General features: G+C 65.3%; 16 protein-coding genes. 5 read left to right on the top strand and 11 right to left on the bottom strand.

Translation table 11 applies throughout. The annotated features are described in order from the left end of the window. The first annotated feature begins 89 nt into the window (after positions 1-89). The gene (locus ACN9MB_RS18850) at positions 90-674 is read left to right on the top strand and encodes a sugar O-acetyltransferase (RefSeq protein WP_426269886.1); all 585 of its coding nucleotides are present in this window, start codon (positions 90-92) and stop codon (positions 672-674) included. A 78-nt stretch (positions 675-752) separates the two neighbouring features. On the opposite strand, the gene metK is transcribed toward ACN9MB_RS18850, so the two are convergent. Continuing rightward, positions 753-1952: a methionine adenosyltransferase gene (metK, locus tag ACN9MB_RS18845; RefSeq protein ID WP_046972210.1), complete on the bottom strand. Its 1200-nt coding sequence runs from the start codon at positions 1950-1952 to the stop codon at positions 753-755. Positions 1953-2218: 266 nt separating this feature from the next. Beyond that, entirely contained in the window at positions 2219-4042 is a 1824-nt protein-coding gene (locus ACN9MB_RS18840; protein ID WP_426269885.1) for an FAD-dependent oxidoreductase, read from the bottom strand. A 209-nt stretch (positions 4043-4251) separates the two neighbouring features. Between ACN9MB_RS18840 and ACN9MB_RS18835 the strand changes: the two genes are divergently transcribed. Further along, positions 4252-4947: a GDSL-type esterase/lipase family protein gene (locus ACN9MB_RS18835; protein WP_426269884.1), complete on the top strand. Its 696-nt coding sequence runs from the start codon at positions 4252-4254 to the stop codon at positions 4945-4947. Here ACN9MB_RS18835 and ACN9MB_RS18830 read toward each other — a convergent pair. Both ACN9MB_RS18830 and ACN9MB_RS18825 read right to left on the bottom strand, forming a co-directional pair. Further along, on the bottom strand, positions 4941-5771 hold the full coding sequence (locus tag ACN9MB_RS18830; RefSeq protein ID WP_425490841.1) for a class I SAM-dependent methyltransferase: 831 nt from the start codon (positions 5769-5771) through the stop codon (positions 4941-4943). The genes ACN9MB_RS18835 and ACN9MB_RS18830 overlap by 7 nt on opposite strands. A gap of 76 nt (positions 5772-5847) precedes the next feature. Then, a complete protein-coding gene (locus ACN9MB_RS18825; RefSeq protein WP_426271948.1) occupies positions 5848-6771 on the bottom strand; it encodes an alpha/beta hydrolase in 924 nt (307 codons plus the stop codon). A 290-nt stretch (positions 6772-7061) separates the two neighbouring features. Between ACN9MB_RS18825 and ACN9MB_RS18820 the strand changes: the two genes are divergently transcribed. Beyond that, a complete protein-coding gene (locus ACN9MB_RS18820; protein ID WP_426271947.1) occupies positions 7062-7952 on the top strand; it encodes a CsgG/HfaB family protein in 891 nt (296 codons plus the stop codon). A gap of 44 nt (positions 7953-7996) precedes the next feature. Here ACN9MB_RS18820 and dusB read toward each other — a convergent pair whose 3' ends face one another. Further along, positions 7997-8983: a tRNA dihydrouridine synthase DusB gene (gene dusB / locus ACN9MB_RS18815; protein ID WP_426269883.1), complete on the bottom strand. Its 987-nt coding sequence runs from the start codon at positions 8981-8983 to the stop codon at positions 7997-7999. Between the two features lie 148 nt (positions 8984-9131). Continuing rightward, positions 9132-10400, bottom strand: a complete 1269-nt coding sequence (locus tag ACN9MB_RS18810) for a nucleoside permease (RefSeq protein WP_204637183.1) — start codon at positions 10398-10400, stop codon at positions 9132-9134. 217 nt (positions 10401-10617) lie between these two features. Here ACN9MB_RS18810 and rhtC point away from each other — a divergent pair, with 217 nt between their 5' ends. Next, on the top strand, positions 10618-11241 hold the full coding sequence (gene rhtC / locus ACN9MB_RS18805; RefSeq protein WP_204637182.1) for a threonine export protein RhtC: 624 nt from the start codon (positions 10618-10620) through the stop codon (positions 11239-11241). Between the two features lie 113 nt (positions 11242-11354). Here rhtC and ACN9MB_RS18800 read toward each other — a convergent pair whose 3' ends face one another. From ACN9MB_RS18800 to ACN9MB_RS18780, 5 genes are all read right to left on the bottom strand, one after another. Beyond that, on the bottom strand, positions 11355-11456 hold the full coding sequence (locus ACN9MB_RS18800) for an FAD-linked oxidase C-terminal domain-containing protein (RefSeq protein WP_204637181.1): 102 nt from the start codon (positions 11454-11456) through the stop codon (positions 11355-11357). 151 nt (positions 11457-11607) lie between these two features. Further along, a complete protein-coding gene (locus ACN9MB_RS18795; protein WP_426269882.1) occupies positions 11608-12978 on the bottom strand; it encodes an FAD-binding oxidoreductase in 1371 nt (456 codons plus the stop codon). 42 nt (positions 12979-13020) lie between these two features. Next, positions 13021-14478: an alpha/beta hydrolase gene (locus ACN9MB_RS18790; protein ID WP_426269881.1), complete on the bottom strand. Its 1458-nt coding sequence runs from the start codon at positions 14476-14478 to the stop codon at positions 13021-13023. 98 nt (positions 14479-14576) lie between these two features. Next, entirely contained in the window at positions 14577-14933 is a 357-nt protein-coding gene (locus ACN9MB_RS18785) for a YraN family protein (RefSeq protein WP_426269880.1), read from the bottom strand. After that, positions 14933-16783 (bottom strand): penicillin-binding protein activator, encoded by a 1851-nt coding sequence (locus ACN9MB_RS18780; RefSeq protein ID WP_426269879.1) that lies wholly within the window; start codon positions 16781-16783, stop codon positions 14933-14935. Before ACN9MB_RS18780 ends, ACN9MB_RS18785 begins: the two co-directional genes overlap by 1 nt. 93 nt (positions 16784-16876) lie before the next feature. On the opposite strand from ACN9MB_RS18780, the gene rsmI reads away from it, so the two are divergent. After that, positions 16877-17704 (top strand): 16S rRNA (cytidine(1402)-2'-O)-methyltransferase, encoded by an 828-nt coding sequence (rsmI, locus tag ACN9MB_RS18775; protein ID WP_426269878.1) that lies wholly within the window; start codon positions 16877-16879, stop codon positions 17702-17704. The last annotated feature ends 84 nt before the right edge of the window (positions 17705-17788 follow it).

Below are 17788 nucleotides of genomic sequence, written 5' to 3'. Positions count from 1 at the left end.
GGCAAGACGCAGGTTCCGGAAAGCGTCCGACGGCGAGCGCGTTCGTGTTTCAATCCAGGCTGTGGCTGGCATGGATACGGAAGCGCCGAATGACGAACGACGAAGACACCAAGGTCATCCACAGGAGAACGCCGGAATCGGCGAAGATGGTGGCAGCGGTCAAACGCGCGGGGATGATCACCGCTGCACTCAACCGTTTGACCTTCGACGATGCCGATGAAGTGCGGGCCTTGTTCTCCGAACTCATCGGCCAGCCCGTCGACAACAGCTTCCTGTTGATCCCGCCGTTCTACACCAGCGGCGGCGACGAGATTCGCGTCGGCCGGAATGTCTTCATAAACCAGAACTGCACCTTCTACGATCTCGGCGGCCTCCACATCGCGGACGATGTGATGATCGGACCCAACGTGAGCATCATCACATCGGGCCATCCGCTGGATCCCGCGCAGCGTCGTTCCGTCACGTTCGGAAAGCGCATCGTGATCGAGCGGAATGTATGGATCGCCGCCGGTGCAACGGTCATCGGCGGGGTCACGGTGGGGGAGAACTCGGTGGTCGCTGCAGGCTCGGTGGTCACCAGGAACGTTCCCCCGAACAGCCTCGTCGGAGGAAATCCAGCGCGCTTCATTCGTTTGGTCGATGGCTGCGCGTCCGCGCAGGATGGGGCCGGGTAAGCCCTCGGGAGCGCAGCGCGCACCCAAACGAAAACGGGCCGCTTTCGCGGCCCGTTTTCTTGGCAAAGCAAGCGTGGCTTACTTCAGCTTGGCATCGGCGCGCAGCGCTTCGGCCTTATCGGTCTTTTCCCACGAGAACGCGGTGTAGGTCTTGCCGTCCGGACCCTTCACTTCGTACGGGGTGCGGCCGAAGTGACCGTAGCTGGCGGTCTGCTGGTACATCGGGTGCACCAGGTCGAGCATCTTGATGATGCCGTACGGGCGCAGGTCGAAGTGCTTGCGGATCAGCTTCTCGATCTTCTCGTCGGCGATCTTGCCGGTGCCGAAGGTCGTCACCGAGATCGAGGTCGGCTCGGCCACGCCGATGGCGTAGCTCACCTGCACTTCGCAACGGTCGGCGATGCCGGCAGCCACGATGTTCTTGGCGACATAACGCGCGGCGTAGGCGGCCGAACGGTCCACCTTCGACGGATCCTTGCCCGAGAACGCGCCACCACCGTGACGGGCCCAGCCGCCGTAGGTGTCGACGATGATCTTGCGGCCGGTCAGGCCGCAATCGCCCACCGGGCCGCCGATCACGAACTTGCCGGTCGGGTTGATGTGGAACTTGGTGCCCTTGTGCAGCAGCTTGGCCGGCAGCACGGGCTTGAGGATGTGCTCGCGCACGGCTTCGATCAGATCCTTCTGCTTCACGCTCGGATCGTGCTGGGTCGACAGCACCACGGCGTCGATGGCGGTGGCGACACCGTCTTCGTAACGCAGGGTGACCTGGCTCTTGGCGTCCGGACGCAGCCACGGCAGCGGCGAATTCTTCTTCTTGCGGACCTTGGCCTGCTGCTCGACCAGGCGGTGCGAGTAGTAGATCGCAGCCGGCATGTAGTCCTTGGTTTCGTTGGTCGCGTAGCCGAACATCAGGCCCTGGTCGCCAGCGCCCTGTTCTTCCGGCTTCTTGCGATCCACGCCCTGGTTGATGTCGGGCGACTGCTTGCCGATCAGGTTCAGCACGCCGCAGGTCTCGCCATCGAAGCCGACTTCCGAGGAGTCGTAGCCGATGTCGACGATGACCTTGCGGGTCAGCGCTTCCAGGTCGATCCAGGCGCTGGTGGTGATCTCGCCGGCGACGATCGCCACGCCCGTCTTCACCATCGTTTCGCAGGCCACGCGCGCACGCGGATCCTGCGCGATGATCGCATCGAGGACGGCATCGGAGATCTGGTCGGCGACTTTGTCCGGATGGCCTTCAGAGACCGACTCGGAGGTGAAGAGGAAGTTGCTCATCGCGGGTTATATCCTTCCTTACGGATGAAGAGATGAAAGAGGGTGGCGCATGATACACGGCCTACCCCGGGTTTGCAGCCTCAGCTTGGCGGCCGCACATGACGATTTCATGCCGATTCAGCCATTTGGACGGCTTTGCGGCCCTTTTCCGGGGTGCCCCGGAGACGCCAAAACCGCCCAAAGGGCGGCGGCGCAAGCGGCCAGAATACTCCAAGGGTGTCGCATAGGCCCCGGCCGGGTGTCAGCCGGGGCCTTGCCGGCGGGCCTCAAACAGGCGGCTTCAGACGCGTGAAGCCGTCGTCGCTCCAGCCCTCGCTGCCCACGCCGTGGCGCACGAAGAACAGGCCTTCCGGGTCGTACCGGCGCTTGGCGGCGGCCAGCCGCGGGTAATTGCCGCCCCAGAACGAGGTTTGCCAGTCGCGTTCGAAATAGTCGCTTTCCGAGACATAGGAGCCGGCGCCGGGCGCGACCGTCAGCAGGGCGTCCATGCACTGGTCGTTGCCTTGTTTGTCCTGGCGGGCCCGCTCGAGATTGGGTGTGTTGCCGGGCATGCCCGGAAAGGCAGGCTTGCTCTCGCTGCCGGTGATGGCCAGGGCGAATGCATCCATCGCACCGGGATTCATGGCGGTGTCGCGCGAACGGCCGATGGCATCGGCGGGCGCACCGGCAAGTCCCTTGTTGAAATGCAGCGAGAAGCCCCAGTGACGCGTGGCCTGGAACATCGCCTCGGCGAGCGCGTCGAGCCGGCGTTCGTCGAGCAGCGACTGCGGCAGCCAGGCGGAGCGGTAGCCGTGGATGAACTGGCCGACCTGTCCCTCGTCGCCGGCCCACAGCACACGGTCAGGCGGCGCATCGGGACGGCTGTCGGCAACGATCAGTTGCGGCGCGTGCTGGCGAAAGAACTCCGCATCCCAGAAGTGCCGGGCGGGCATGGCGATCACCTGCGCCTCGTTCTTGAAGCGATACGCGCTGCGGGCCTTGATCCAGGCGAAGAACGGCGCCCACACCTGCTCCGCTTCCTGCTTGCTCAAGCCCTGGAACACCATTGACAGATGCAGCGTGTTGTCGCCATGGAACGTCAGCTGCTCGCCCCAGTGCGGGTTGAACAGTGCATCGCGGTAGAAGCGCATGGTCTGCGCCAGGAGTGCGCGATAGGCCTGATCCGAATCGGCCTGCACGCTGCCGAACACGGCGCCGAAGGTGTCCGGCAGATCGTGCGTCACCAGGGTGAGCCTGGTCACCACGCCAAGACTGCCCCCGCCGCCACCCTTGATGGCCCAGAACAGCTCCGGTTCGCGGCAGGCGTTCACCGTGTGGACCTTGCCGTCGGCGGTGACTACCTCGGCTTCCAGCAGATTGCCGCTGGCCGTACCGAAACGCTTGGAGAAACTGCCGAAGCCGCCGCTCTGCACCAGGCCGGCGACACCCACCGTCATGCAGCCGCCACCCTGCACGTAGCGGCCCGCTTTGGTGGTGACGGCGTTGTACGCGTCCACCCACATCGCACCGGCTTCCACCGTGACAGCCTGCCGTGCAGGCCCTTCGCAACCTTGCGGAACAAAGGCGTCATGCAGCGCGATCCGGTTCATGTGGCGCGTCCAGATCAGCAGCGAGTCGGGTGCATCCGAGGTGCCCTGGTAGCTGTGCCCGCCGCCTTTCACCACCAGCCGCAGATGGTGTTTGCGGGCGAAGTTCACCGCGGCCACCACGTCGCTGGTGTTCTCCGCTGCCACGGCATAGACGCTGGGGCGCGAGGTCCAAGCATCGGCCCAACCGCTGGTCTGGGTGAGCGATGGGGTATCGCCCAGGTAGTAGGGATTGCGCACCTGCTTCAGCGCCTCCTGGCAGACCGCATCGCCGGTGCCGCAGTGTTCGAATGGCGACTGCAGACGTTGCAGCCGGCCGCCGACCGCATGGCTCAGTTCGTCCCATTGCGCCGATGTCGGCCAACCCGGTTGGCCCGGACGCACCCGCGAGTGCCATGTGCCCACCGCACTGAGCGCCTGGCGGGCGCCGGCGACCGTGGGCGACATCGCCCAGGGCAGCAAGGGCAGGGCGAGGGCGGCCTTGAGCAGATCGCGACGATGCATGGGCGTACTCCGATGGGAATGACGCCACTCTGCGCCCGCCCGACGAGCCGACAAGCATGAAGTGACGAATGGTGCCGCTGCTGGGACGAATGGCGGGTCCGCGGTGATCGCGCCAGGCGTCGACTCTGCTCTCGAACATGCGTGCCATTGGCTAGACATACCTGTCGAGACATCCATAATCGAACTTCCGCCCCCGCAGGAGAAGTTGCATGAAGCGATTGACCGGACTGATCTTTCTCGCAGCGTCCCTGGTTGCCTCGGCGTTTGCCCATGCCGACAGCCAGCCACCCTCGCATTGGCAGCCCGACATCGCCGCCTTCGTGGCGGCCGACCACCAGCATCCGCCGGCCCAGCACGGGGTTCTGTTCATCGGCAGCTCGTCGATCCAGTTCTGGAAGTCGCTGGCGCAGGATTTTCCGGGCATTCCCGTGATCAACCGCGGCTTCGGCGGTTCGGCGCTGCCTGACTCCACCTATTACGCCAAGCAGATCGTGTGGCCTTACCAGCCCAGGCTGATCGTGATGTATGCCGGCGACAACGACGTCAACGACGGCGCCACGCCCGACCAGGTGCTCGCTTCGTTCCAGCAGTTCGTGGCGCGTGCGCGCCAGGGCGTTCCCGGCGTGCCCATCGTCTACATCTCGATCAAGCCCAGCATCGCGCGCCTCGCGCTGTGGCCGACCATGAAGGCCGCCAACGACAAGATCCGCGACTGGGCCGCCACGCAGAACAACATCCGTTTCCTCGACATCGCACCGGCGATGGTCGATGCGCAAGGCAAGCCGCGTCCCGAACTGTTCCGCCCCGACGGCCTGCACATGCAGCCGACCGGTTACGCGCTGTGGATCGCCGCGTTGAAACCCGTGCTGGCCGGCTACGGCTTCGCCGCCAAACCGGCTCAGTAAACCAACGCCCGCGCCTGCACGAAGGCGAAAAAAAACACCGCGTTCGGATCGTTGCGCACCGCCTGCAATTCGCTGCGCATGCCCTCGACCGTCGCGGTGTCGACCTTGCCGGTGGCCACCAGCTGGTCGGCCGCCGAGAGCAGCAGTTCTTCCCAGAACGCCATCATCTGTTTGCGCTTGCCGGGCTGGCGATTGTCGAGGTGGAAACTCTTCACCTCGGTCTGCACATCGCGATAGCCGCCGGCCAGCAGCAGGTTGCCCAACTTGGCGCCGATGAACGGATCGCCGCCGCTGTCGTACTGGTAGTCGTTGAAGGCCATCCAGTAACGCAGCAGATGCGGTGAATACGGATCGAGAAAGAACGAAGTGTTGAGCACTTCGGTGACGTACACCACCGCGCCGGGGCTGAGCACGCGGCGCAGTTCGCTCAGCACGCGCGCGGGACTGGGCATGTGTTCCAGCACCCAGCACAGGTACGCCGCATCGAAGCTTCGATCGGGAAACGGCAGATCGGTAGCATCGGCCTGCTGCAGCGTGTAGCGCGACGTGCACCAGGCGGACTGGGCCAGATGGCGTTCGGCCGCTTCCAACTGCGCCCCGGAGCGATCCACGCCAGTCACTTCAAGATGCGGAAAGCGCCGCAGCAGGATCTCCGTCTGCGCACCCACGCCGCAACCGACTTCGAGCAGACGCGAAGCCTCGCTGTAGTCGATGCGGCTGAACAGCGTGGTCTCGAACATGCGCGCCTGACGGATCAGGCGCGATTGCTCGTCCGACGAAAAGCCGTGGATATAGGGAAACTCACCGGTGACGATGCTGTTCACGACGGCATCCGCTCGCTGGGAACGTGGATCTGCAACGCTACGCCGACGCTTGTGGAGGGAAAGTGTCGCAGCGCGCTCAGGGAGCGTGTGTGGCAGCTTTGGCGTGCGGATGCGCCGCAATGAAAGCGAGGATGTCGCCCAGCGCCGGCGCACCGCCACGCAGCGGCCGCGACAGGCTGAACAGCAACGCTTCATGCCCCACGCCAGGATAGGTGCGCAACGTGCTGTCACCATGCACAGCCTGCGTGGCCCGGTACAGCGAGATCGCGTTCGACGGTTCCACTTCGCCGTCGTCGGTGCCTTGCAGCAACAGCATCGGCGGCTCGGCGCCGTGCACGTAGCTCACCGGCTGCCCGCGACGCTGTTGCTCTGCCGTGCTGCCGAAGACGCCCAGCATGATCGGATCGTCCTGCGGCACGGGTACGAAGTCGTAGCAGCCGGCGAGACCGATGAAGCCGGCCAGCTCCGTCGGCTTCAAGCCGTGGCCGCCCAGCCATTGCGGGTCCGTCGCCAGCAGGGCGGCGATCTGGCCACCGGCCGAGTGCCCCATCACGAAGACATCGTCGGGTGAGCCGCCGATCTCTGCCGCGTGTGCGTGCGTCCAGGCGACGGCCTCGGCGGCATCCTGCATGAAGCCATCGAGTTTCACCTGCGGGTATTTGCGGTAATCGGGAATCACCGTGATGACGCCATGCGCAGCCAGCGTCGTGCCCACGAAGCGATACCAGGCGCGTTCGCCGCGTACCCAGGTGCCGCCGTAGAAGAAGACCACGATGGGTGCGTGCTCCGCGTGAGTGGGCGCATAGACGTCCAATGCCAACGTGTGTGTCGCGTCGAAGACGATGCCGTGCTGTTCGACGATGTCCTTGCGCGCATTGGTGGCGTTGAGCCCGGCGAACAGCGTCGCCTCGCATCCGGCGAGCAACAGTGCGAGCCCGCTCAGTAGCAGGGTGCCGGTTATCCGCGATAGCCATGGGCGACGAAAAATGGGTAGGGGCATGAAGGTGACGGTAGCAAGCTGGCGGCCATCATGCCGGCTGGCGTTGCGCAAGGGTTTGCGGCCTTTTCCCGACATTTTTACGCTCAGTAGGAATTGGCCTACAAGATTCTGCGATGTTCGCCGCTATATCCGTCGCTTCGTGATTGAGACCTTTCTTAAGTTTACAGGGGCGCTCGCGCGCGAGCGTTTGCAGCAGTTTCAATCACGTAAGGAAGGGGCAAATGGATCGTTGCAAGAGAACCGCCATCAGGGGCGGAGCATGGAGTTTTGCGCTGATCGTGGCGGCCGGCATGTCCGCCCATGCGGAAAGCGCCCAGGATCAACGCGCCGCGCAGATGACGCAGATTCCCACCTGCGCGACCAAGCTCGGCACGCTGGCGGTGGAAGAACCCGAGCGCGGCGTGGACTGGTGGAGCGAGCGCCAGCTGCCGTCGCCGACCAAGCTGATAAAGGTATTCGTGGCCAAGTCGGGCTGCTTCACCCTGGTCGATCGCGGGGCCGGCATGGCCATGGCGCAGCAGGAGCGTGACCTGGCCGCCAACGGCGACCTGCGTGTGCGTTCCAACGTGGGCAAGGGGCAGATCAAGGCGGCCGACTATGTGCTCGTCCCGGACCTGATCTCCAGCAACAAGGATGCCGGCGGCACCTCGGTGGGCAGCGTGCTCGGCGGCCTGCTCGGCGGCAGCAAGGTGGGGCGCCTCGCCGGCAACCTCAGCATTTCCAGCAAGACCGCCGACGTGGTGCTGACCCTGACCGACGTGCGCTCGTCCGAACAGGTGGCCACGGCCGATGGCAGCGCCAAGAAGAACGACATCGGTTTCAGCAGTGGCGGCGCGCTATGGGGCGCCAGTGGCGTGGGCGGTGCGGGCGTGGGCGGATACGCCAACACCGAGATCGGCCAGGTCGTCACCATGGCCTACCTGCAGGCGTACAACAAGATGGTGGCGCAGTTGGGTTCGCTGCCATCGAACGCTTCGCAGGCGGGCGCGCAGCAGGCCGTGACCATGCTCAAGCCCGGTCGCTTGCTGGCCAGCGCCACCGGCGGCTCGGCGGTGCGCACGCTCGATCCGGGCATGATGCTTTACCCCACCGGCAACAAGCAGGGCACCATGTGGGAAGTGGAAGACGAGCTGGGCAACAAGGGTTGGGTGTCGTCCACCCTGCTGCAGCTGTCGCACTGAGTTGAGTCATCCGGGCCGTCGATTGGCGGCCCGGATATCGTTGCTCAGGCGGCGAGCCGCACGCCGTCGTGCAGGCTGGCGAAATACTCGCGCGTCAGGCGCAGCTGATCCTGGGCATTTTCCGCGCGATTGACCACGTTGCGGAACGCGGCGTTTTCCGGCCGGTCCTTGGCATACCAGCCCAGGTGTTTGCGTGCGATGCGCACGCCCTGCAATTCGCCGTAGAACGCGTACAGATGTTCCAGGTGATGCAGCAGGATCTCGCATACCTCGGCCGCTGTCGGCTCGGGCAGGCTCTCGCCGGTGGCGAGGTAATGGGCGATCTCGCGGAAAATCCACGGCCGTCCCTGCGCACCGCGGCCCACCATCACGGCGTCGGCGCCGGTGACGTCGAGCACATGCTTTGCTTGCTGCGGCGTCACCACATCGCCATTGGCGAGCACGGGTATGCGCACGCTGGCCTTCACCGCGGCGATGGTGTCGTACTCCGCTTCGCCTTCGTATTTGTCGGCACGTGTGCGGCCATGCACGGCGAGCGCGGCAATGCCCGCGTCTTCCGCGATTTTCGCGATGGTCAGCGCGTTCTTGTTCTGGCGATCCCAGCCGGTGCGGATCTTCAGCGTCACCGGGATGTCGACGGCATCGACCACGGCCTTGACGATGCGCGCCACCAGCGGCTCGTCCTGCAACAGCGCAGAGCCGGACCACACATTGCAGACCTTCTTGGCCGGGCAGCCCATGTTGATGTCGATGATCTGGGCGCCGTTGTCCGCGTTGTAGCGCGCCGCTTCGGCCAGCATCGTGGGATCGTAGCCGGCGATCTGTACGCTGACGGGTTCCGGTTCCCCATCGTGGTCCATGCGCTGCAGCGACTTGCGCGTCCGCCACAGGCGGGGATCGGCGTTGGTCATCTCGGACACGGCCAAACCCGCGCCCAGCCGTTTGCACAGCAGGCGAAAAGGCTTGTCGGTGACCCCGGCCATGGGCGCGAGCACCACGGGCGGGTCGATGCGGTAGGGGCCGATCTGCATCCGGCTATTGTACCCGGCCGGAAAAGCCAGTGTATCCAGGCTGGAAAACCCTTGTGGGAACGCACTCGTGCGCGACAGCCACACTTCAATTCACCGCTTCGTAGGGTTGTCGCGCACAAGTGCGCTCCCACAAGGAAAGCAGTTTGGCTCAGTGCGCGATCTTGGCCGCCAGCGCTTCCGCCGCCACCCGGTCGTGCTTGTGCTTGAACAGCACCATGAACAACACCGACACGATCAGCGAATAGCTGGCGAAGGTGATCCAGATGCCGTGCCAGTCCTTGCTCTGGTCCGGATGAGTGAAGAACGCCTCGATCACCAGGCCGCTGATCGAGCTGCCCAGCACCGCGCCGACGCCGTTGGTCATCAGCATGAACAGGCCCTGCGCGCTGGCGCGGATGGACGGATCGCTCTGGCCTTCCACGAACAACTGGCCGGAGATATTGAAGAAGTCGAACGCCATGCCGTACACGATGCACGACAGCACGATCATCCACAGGCCCGCGCCCGGATCGCCAAAGGCAAACAGGCCAAAGCGCAGCGTCCACGCCAGCATGCTGATCAGCATCACCGTCTTGATGCCGAAGCGGCGCAGGAAGAACGGAATGGCCAGGATGAACAGCGTTTCGGAAATCTGCGAGATGGACATGATGATGGCGGGGTAACGCACCGCCACCAGATCCTTGTACGCATCCATCTTGGCGAAGTCGTGCAGGAACGTATCGCCGTAGGCGTTGGTCAGCTGCAGCGCCGCACCCAGCAGCATCGAAAAGATGAAGAACACCGCCATGCGCGCGTCGCGAAACAGCTTGAACGAGGTGAGGCCGAAGGTGTCCAGCAACGACTGGTTGTCGCGGCGCTGGAAGCGCGGCGGGCAGGGCGGCAGCGTGAAGGCGTAAAGGCCCAGCAGCAGCGACGCGCCCGAGGCCACGTAGAACTGGCCCGACGAGGTTTCCAGGTGCAGCAGGCTCACCGTCCACAGCGCGGCGATGAAACCCACCGTGCCCCACACGCGGATAGGCGGAAAATCGCGAACCACGTCCTTGCCGTCGCTCTTGAGCGCGTTGAATGCCACCGCCACGGAGAGCGCGATGGTCGGCATGTAGAACATCATGTTGATCAGCATCACCCAGAACATCAGGCCCGGGGACTGCACCATCGGCACGCAGAACAGCACGATCGCGCCGCCGATGTGGAACAGGCCGTAGAGCTTTTCCGCGTTGATGTGCTTGTCCGCGATCACGCCGGCAATGGACGGCATGAACAGCGAGGCGATGCCCATGGTCGAGAAGATCGCGCCGAACTGCGCGCCTGACCAGTGCTTGGTCTGGAACCAGTACGCGCCGATGGTAAGCAGCCACGACCCCCACACGAAGAATTGCAGGAAGTTCATGGCAATCAGGCGCAGTCGCAGGCTCATCAGCGTATGTCTGTGGTTGAAGCGGTTAGTGGGCAGGTGGCGCGCTCATGCCTCCAGGCGGGCGGAAGCCGGACCTGTCTGGACGAGCCGCGAATCCCCCTGCAGAGGCTTGGGAAGTCCCAAGGCCGTGCCAAAACGGGCAGACTAGAGGACCGCTGCGGTGGCGACAAGCTGCGCCGCCACGAAGACATCGGCCCCATTCCCCGAGGAGACCTCCGTGAGCCTGTTCCTGACCATCGCCCTGGTGCATCTGGTGGCCTTGCTGAGCCCCGGTCCGGACTTCTTCTTCGTGTCGCAGACGGCAGTGAGCCGCACGCGCCGCCAGGCCATGTTCGGCGTGCTGGGCATCACTCTGGGTGTGGTGGTGTGGTCGGCGCTGGCGCTGGCCGGGTTGCAGTTGTTGTTGCAGCGGCTGGCCTGGCTGGAGCGCCTGATCGCCATCGCCGGAGGCCTCTATCTCGCCTGGATGGGCCTGAAGATGCTGCGCGGCGCCGTGAAGGCTCCCGTTTCGGCCAGCGAACCGCGCGCCGTGCTGCAGCAGAGCGACTGGGCCACCTTGCGTGCCGGTCTGCTGACCAACCTCTCCAATCCGAAAGTGGTGATCTATTTCGGCAGCGTGTTTTCAGCGTTCCTGGGCGATCGCGTCGATACCGCCACGCGCTGGGGGCTGTGGACCCTGGTGATCGTGGAAACGCTGCTGTGGTTCACCGTGGTCGCAGGCGTGTTCGCGTTGCCCGCCATGCGCCGCGGCTATCTGAAGCTTTCGCGCTGGATCGACGGGCTGGCGGGCGCCGTGTTCGTGCTGTTCGGGTTGCACCTGATTTTTGCGCGCAAGGTCTGAGCGCAGAGCACGGCCACACACTGTAGGAGCGCACCCTGTGCGCGATCGCAGCCCACAAGTCTTCGCTCAGGGTAAGTTTGTCGCGCACAGGGTGCGCTCCTACAAGGGCAGAATCAGGGCAGCAGCTTGCCCGGATTGAGAATCCCCTCCGGATCGAAAGCCGCCTTCACATGGCGCATCAACTGCAGCGTCGAAGGCTGCAGCGCCAGCGGCATGATTTCTTCATCATCTTTGCGCGCAAGGACTGAGCGGACGCCGATCGCTCATCTTTTGTGGGAGCGCACTTGTGCGCGACCGCAGCGTCACAGGTATCGCTCAGTGAGAGGCTTGTCGCGCACAAATGCGCTCCCACAGGACTGGGACGGGTCAGGGTAGCAGCTTGCCCGGATTGAGAATCCACTCCGGATCGAAAGCCGCCTTCACATGGCGCATCAACTGCAGCGTCGAAGGCTGCAGCGCCAGCGGCATGAATTCCTTCTTCACCAGCCCGATGCCGTGCTCGCCCGACAGCGTGCCTTCCAGCGAAATCACCAGCGCGAAGACATCGGCCAGGCAGGCATGCGCGCGCTCGCGCTCCGACTCGTCGCGGGGCAGCAGGTTCACATGGAGATTGCCGTTGCCCGCATGGCCGAAACTCACGATGAGCACGTCGTGTTTCCTGGCCAGTTGCTTGATGCCATCGACCAGTTCGGGCAGATGGCTCACGGGAACCACCACATCCTCGTTGATCTTGTTCGGCGAGATGGTGCGCTGCGCCGGCGACAGCGCCTTGCGCGCCGACCACAACGCCTGCGTTTCCTCCGCGGTTTCGGCCACGCGCAGGTCTTCCAGGCCATCGCCGCGCGCCGCGCGGGAGACGGCGTCCACCGCGCTCGGCAGCGTCTCTGCTTCACCATCCACTTCGATCATCAGCATTGCGCCGGCCAGCGGCACTGAATCGCCGCCGTAGTCGCGCGCCAGTTTCAGCGCGGTGTCGTCGATGAACTCCAGTGCGCACGGCGTGACCGGCTGGGCCATGATGCGCGCGACGGCGCGTGCCGCCGCCGATACATCGCGATAGGTGGCTCGGATGGTGCGCAGCGCCGATGGCTTGGGCGTGAGTTTGAGCGTGGCCTCGGTGATCAGTGCCAGCGTGCCTTCCGAGCCGATCAACAGCCGCGTGAGGTCATAACCCGTGGCGCCCTTGCTGGTATAGGTGCCGCAACGAAATCCTTCGCCCGTGCCGGACACCGCGCGCAACCCCAGTGTGTTCTCGCGCGGACTGCCGTACTTCACCGTGCGCGGCCCCGCCGAATTGCAGGCGAGGTTGCCGCCGATGCTGCACCAGGGCGAGGACGAAGGATCCGGAGGCCAGAAGAAGCCGTGCGGCTTCAACGCCTGCTGCAGATCGCCATTCAGCACGCCGGGTTCCACCACCGCGAGCCGATTGTCCGGATCGATGCGCAGGATGCGATTCATCCGCTCGAAACTCGCCACCACGCCGCCCGCCACCGGCACCGTGGCACCGGTGGTGTTGGTGCCGCGACCGCGGCCGATCACCGGCACCCGGTGCGCACGGCATGCCTTTACCAGCGCTTCGGTCTGTTCGTGCGAGGTCGGGAAGACCACGGCATCGGGCAGCGCGTTGCGGCGGGAGTTGTCGTAGGCATAGGCCAGGCGCTCGGCCATGCCGGTCGCCAGGGCATCGTCCGGGAAATGCGTGCGGAGCGTGTCGAGCAAGCCATCGGGAAGAGTCATGCGATGAGTATCCCACTCTCCGCCGCCGCTTGCCGTGACTGCTCAGCTACCTGGTGGCAGCAACTGCTCGATCCGCTCGCGGATATAGGGATAGAACGGATTGGAGCTGATGCGCAGTGCCGCATCGAGATTGAGGATGAGCGCGCCACGCTCGCCGCGAGGCGCCACCGTGCCGAGACGAATGCCGTAGTTCTCCGACAGGTCCGGCTCCGTGCCGTAGAGCGGATCGTTCGAGGGGAACGGCAGGGCGATATGCGAAAGCGAGAAGATGTTGTCGGGGTACAGCTCCGACAAGCGCGTCACCGTCGGCGCGGTCTGGCCTGCTTCGGTGCTGCGGGCGACGGTGTGTTCGTCATCGTCGGTCACATTGGCTATCACCGTGGCGCGATACGACTGCGGTCCAGCCGGCAGCATGCGGTTGACGGCCGCCAGTGCGCTGGGCTTGAGCAGCGCGTCGAAGCGGCGGTTGCGATTCACGTCGAACAACACGACCTCGCTGCCGTTGCCCGGCACATGTGCGTAGAGCGTGTGCATCACGGCGGACGCGCTCACCGTATCGTCCACCACGGACTGGAAGGTGAGGATCGGCGGCAGCCGGGCGAGCTTCTTATCGCGCGCCATGCGAACCATCTGGCTGTGGATCGCATCCGTCAACAAATACGACTGCCGCGCGGCATTGACCGGAAACGAGTTGTACTTGAACGGGTTGTACTCCGGCAGCAGATCCAGCCATGCCGCCTTGGCAAAGCGCGGCAACATCGCAGGCAGTCCGGCAAGGCCGGCGAAGCGGGCGAAACTGGTCACGCCGATCATCGGCGACAAGAGCACAAGGCGTGTAGGCATGCTGAGCTCAGGGTGCTCGCATGCATCCAGCGTGTATTTCACCGCCAACGCGCCGCCATTCGAGTAGCCGACGATATGGACGGGCGCATTCGGCCCCACGCGCCGCCGCGCCTCGCGCATCGCGAGCCGAGTCGCGGCCAGCCATTGCGGCCAGTCCGCCTTGGTCAATCCGGCGGGTACCGTGCCGTGTCCCGGCACGCGCAAGCCGATCGCCACAAAACCGTGGGCGCGATACAGCTCGGCGATATCGCGCAGGCTGTATGGCGAGTCGGTCAAGCCATGGATCAACACGACCGCGCCCACCGGCGTGCCGGCTGGTTCCAGCACGTACGAGCGGTTCCAGTCGTGGGCAAAGCGCCCCGGATACATCGGTGCGCCGTCGAAGTATCGGTTGGTGACCGCGCGTTGGGCGGTTTCGAGCTGGTCGGTGACCTCGTTCTTGACCTCGTCGAATGCGTGTTGCTCAGCCTTCAAGTACCCGGCCCAATCGCTGGCATCCAGTTGCGACGGCGTCAGCTCGTCGGGCACGAAGGTCTGCCAGGGCGCCAAGGGATCGCCGCGCTGCGAATCCCAGGCGCGAATGGCCAGCAGGGACACCAGGAAGACCAGCACGATGATGGCCGTCCATTTGCCGATCTTGATCAGCATGCGAACCATGGTGTCCCCGTATGACGGTGCCGTTGGTGGGCGGCGCGCTGCGTGCAGTGTGCCCGGGCGAATATGTGCAAAGCGTGGACGAATGGCCTGCGACCGGCCTAGTTGGCTTCGAATGCGTTGCGCCACCAGCTCATGTGGGCGGCTTCCGTGGGGCCGTCATAGCAGACCACGTCGAAGCGGCAGGCCCGGTTGGCATGTTGCGAATGAGCGGCCAGCCAAAGCCCGGCCGTCTTGATCAGCTTGGATTGCTTGCCGGCATTGACGGAGGCCGCGGCGTCGCCACGGCTGCTGTGCAGGCGATGGCGCACTTCGACAAACACCACCGTGTCGCGATCCATCATCACCAGGTCGAGTTCGCCATGGCGCGTGGTGTAGTTGCGCGCGAGCAGCTTGAGGCCTGCGCGCTGCAGTTCGGCGCAGGCGCGTTGTTCGAATGCGGCGCCGGCTGCGCGCATCAATTGCCGGTGGGCTGCTCGGGCTGGAGTTGCGGCGAGCCGCTCGCGTCGGTCGGCGGGGCGAGTGCAGGCGAGGTATCCATCTGCAGGCTGCCGTTGAGCGGCCGGGCCAGACCGTCCTGGAACTTGGCCCAGACGAGCACGCGACGGATGCGGCCGAACTGGTCGGAGGTGAGTTGTCCGCTGGCACCGGGCAGATAGCTGCCGGGATGCGCGCGCAGCCAGTCGATATAGGGCGCAAGGTTCCATGCATCCATGCCGAATGCGAACAGGCGAGCGGAGGTGCCGCGTGCCGCGGGCAACTGTCCGGCGATGTCGCCGTGATTGGGCAGGCCCGGCTGGACGTCGAACAGCCATGGCGAATCGCAGAACTCGACGCCTTCGAGATCGCGGTTGGCGCCTGCGTCATCGACGCCGGCATAGATGTGCGACGTGCCGACCACCGGCAGGTTCACGCGGGCAAGCCTGAGCTGCGGCAGCAGCAGGCGCGCCTGTTGCGGGCGCATGCTGATGAAGATGCCGCTGTCCTTGTTGGCGCTGGCGTCGCCACTGTCGGTCGGCATGCCGAGGCCTGAAATGGTCGAGGCAAAGTTGACGCCGCTGCCGAGGTTGCCGGTGCCCGCGACTTTGCCGCCGCGTGCCTCGAGCTCCGCCTTGAACGATTTGGCCGCGCGCTGGGCGAAGTCGTCGCTGCTGACGATGACGAACGCATTGGTGATGCCGGCCTCCGCCATGTGATCGGCGGCTTGCGCGCCTTCGGTTTCGGGCAGCAGGCCGAACTCGCTCACGCCGCTGGCGGGCAGGCTCTTGTCGTCGGGATGGTTGAGTGCGAGCAGCGGTACGGGCAGCTGCTGCAGGCCGAACAGGGCGGATACTTCGCCGCGCGTCAGCGGGCCGATGATGAGCTGCGCCCCATCGTTGACGGCTTGCTGGTAGGCCTTGATCGCGCCCGCCGTGGTGCCGGCGCTGTCGTAGACGCGTACCGGCGGACGCGGCATGTGGTTGTGCGCGGAATCGGCGTAGGCGGCGAAGAAACCCTCGCGAATGGCCGTGCCGGCCGAGGCGAGGTTGCCGCTGGTGGGCAACAGCAGCGCCACGCGCGACGGCATCTTGAAGCCTTCGCGCACGTTGGCGCCTTCGCCCGGCAGCATGGTGCCCACTTCCTGCTCGAGCGCCGGCGCGGGATGCGCCACCGCGACGCCGAGCTGGGTGAGTGCTTCATTCACCCACGGCAGCATGCGATCGCTGGGCTGCATTGCCGCGGCGCGCTGCTTCAACGGGTCGATGCCCAGTTGAGTGAGCAGCGAAACGATCTGCTTGCGGTTCTGCGCCTGGTCCAGGCCGCTCAATTGGCCGTCCATTTCGACACGCGTGCGTGCGGCGCCCCAGAAGTCGCCGGTTTGCTGCATGGACTGCGAGCGCAGTTCGAGCAGGCGCAGCTGCAATGCCGGCGGCACGCTGATGTTCGGTTGGGTGGTGAGCTGTAGCGCCTTCGGCGCGTTGTGTTGCTTCAATGCCCATTCGGCCTGCAGCAGGTCGAGTCGCGAGGGCTCGTCGCCGGTCAGCCGCTGGCGACGGATGCCGTCGAGCAGCGGTGCCGCACGATCGAGCTGGCCTTCCTGTCGATAGGCTTCGGCGGCCAGCAACTGATAATGGTCGCGATTGCTGCCGGTCTGCGCCAGCGCGAGATAGGCCTGCGCGGCCTCGTCGAACTTGCCCTGCTGGATCAGGACGTCGGCCTGCTGGCTCGCCGCGACTTCCGCCGGCGACTTCTGTGCGGCCGGCGGCACGCAGCCGCTCAATGCCAGGGCAACAAGCAGGGCAACGCCTGCGGCGCGGTACAAGCGCATGGCCAAATCCCTTCGAGCTTTTTGACGACATGGTCGGCGGATGGGCGATGATAGCCCATTGGCTTGCCGGCCCGATGCATAGGAAACAGCAAGATGTCACAGATTCAGCCTGGTCTGCTATGGGTGGTCGCCACGCCGATCGGTCATCGGGACGACTTTTCCGCGCGTGCCATCGAGACGCTGCGTTCGGTGGCCGTGATTGCGGCCGAGGACACGCGCCACAGCCGGCCGCTGCTGATGCACTACAACGTCGGCACGCCGCTGGTGGCGCTGCACGACCACAATGAACGCGAGGTGGTCGACGCCATCGTGCGCCGCCTGCAGGGCGGCGAATCGGTGGCGTTGATTTCCGATGCGGGCACGCCGCTCATCAGCGATCCCGGCTTTCGCCTGGTGCGTGCCGCGCGCGCCGCGGGGATCCGCTGTGCCCCGGTGCCGGGCGCGTGCGCGGCGATTGCGGCGCTGTCGGTGGCGGGCCTGCCCAGCGATCGCTTCGTGTTCGAGGGCTTTCTTCCGCCCAAGGCCGCCGCCAGGCGCACGCGTCTGCAGGAGCTTGCGGGCGATCCGCGCACGCTCATCTTTTACGAGTCGTCGCATCGCGTGGCCGAAAGCCTGGCCGACATGCGCGATGTGTTCGGCGAAGCGCGCGAAGGCGTGCTCGCGCGCGAACTGACCAAGCTGTTCGAGACGGTGATCGGCGAACCGCTGGGCGATCTGGCGGCGCGCGTGGCCAGCGATCCGGATCAGCAGCGTGGAGAGTGCGTGCTCATGGTGGCCGGGCGCGGCGAAGAGACGGATGCGCGCGAAGCGGAAGGCAAGCGTGTGTTTGCCTTGCTTCGCGAGGAGCTGCCGCCCGCGAAGGCGGCCAAGCTGGCCGCGGCAATCACCGGCGCACCGCGCAAGCTGCTCTACGAAGGTTGAGATTTTTCTGTGGGAGCGCACTTGTGCGCGACCGCAGAGCCCCGGTGCGCCGCAGTCGCGCACAAGTGCGCTCCCACAGGGGTG

The organism is Dyella kyungheensis, assembly GCF_049913195.1.
GTDB lineage: Bacteria > Pseudomonadota > Gammaproteobacteria > Xanthomonadales > Rhodanobacteraceae > Dyella > Dyella kyungheensis.
Note: the sequence above shows the minus strand (reverse complement) of the source record. Positions and strands in the feature narration are given on the sequence as shown.

What these genes read in the sequence shown, in the direction of transcription:
- rsmI (WP_426269878.1), top strand. Translation starts at nt 16,877, where the DNA reads ATGTCACAGATTCAGCCTGGTCTGCTATGGGTGGTCGCCACGCCGATC.
- ACN9MB_RS18840 (WP_426269885.1), bottom strand. Translation starts at nt 4,042, where the DNA reads ATGCATCGTCGCGATCTGCTCAAGGCCGCCCTCGCCCTGCCCTTGCTG.
- ACN9MB_RS18820 (WP_426271947.1), top strand. Translation starts at nt 7,062, where the DNA reads ATGTCCGCCCATGCGGAAAGCGCCCAGGATCAACGCGCCGCGCAGATG.
- ACN9MB_RS18795 (WP_426269882.1), bottom strand. Translation starts at nt 12,978, where the DNA reads ATGACTCTTCCCGATGGCTTGCTCGACACGCTCCGCACGCATTTCCCG.
- ACN9MB_RS18800 (WP_204637181.1), bottom strand. Translation starts at nt 11,456, where the DNA reads ATGCCGCTGGCGCTGCAGCCTTCGACGCTGCAGTTGATGCGCCATGTG.
- ACN9MB_RS18825 (WP_426271948.1), bottom strand. Translation starts at nt 6,771, where the DNA reads ATGCCCCTACCCATTTTTCGTCGCCCATGGCTATCGCGGATAACCGGC.
- ACN9MB_RS18785 (WP_426269880.1), bottom strand. Translation starts at nt 14,933, where the DNA reads ATGCGCGCAGCCGGCGCCGCATTCGAACAACGCGCCTGCGCCGAACTG.
- ACN9MB_RS18810 (WP_204637183.1), bottom strand. Translation starts at nt 10,400, where the DNA reads ATGAGCCTGCGACTGCGCCTGATTGCCATGAACTTCCTGCAATTCTTC.
- dusB (WP_426269883.1), bottom strand. Translation starts at nt 8,983, where the DNA reads ATGCAGATCGGCCCCTACCGCATCGACCCGCCCGTGGTGCTCGCGCCC.
- ACN9MB_RS18790 (WP_426269881.1), bottom strand. Translation starts at nt 14,478, where the DNA reads ATGGTTCGCATGCTGATCAAGATCGGCAAATGGACGGCCATCATCGTG.
- ACN9MB_RS18850 (WP_426269886.1), top strand. Translation starts at nt 90, where the DNA reads ATGACGAACGACGAAGACACCAAGGTCATCCACAGGAGAACGCCGGAA.
- metK (WP_046972210.1), bottom strand. Translation starts at nt 1,952, where the DNA reads ATGAGCAACTTCCTCTTCACCTCCGAGTCGGTCTCTGAAGGCCATCCG.
- ACN9MB_RS18835 (WP_426269884.1), top strand. Translation starts at nt 4,252, where the DNA reads ATGAAGCGATTGACCGGACTGATCTTTCTCGCAGCGTCCCTGGTTGCC.
- ACN9MB_RS18780 (WP_426269879.1), bottom strand. Translation starts at nt 16,783, where the DNA reads ATGCGCTTGTACCGCGCCGCAGGCGTTGCCCTGCTTGTTGCCCTGGCA.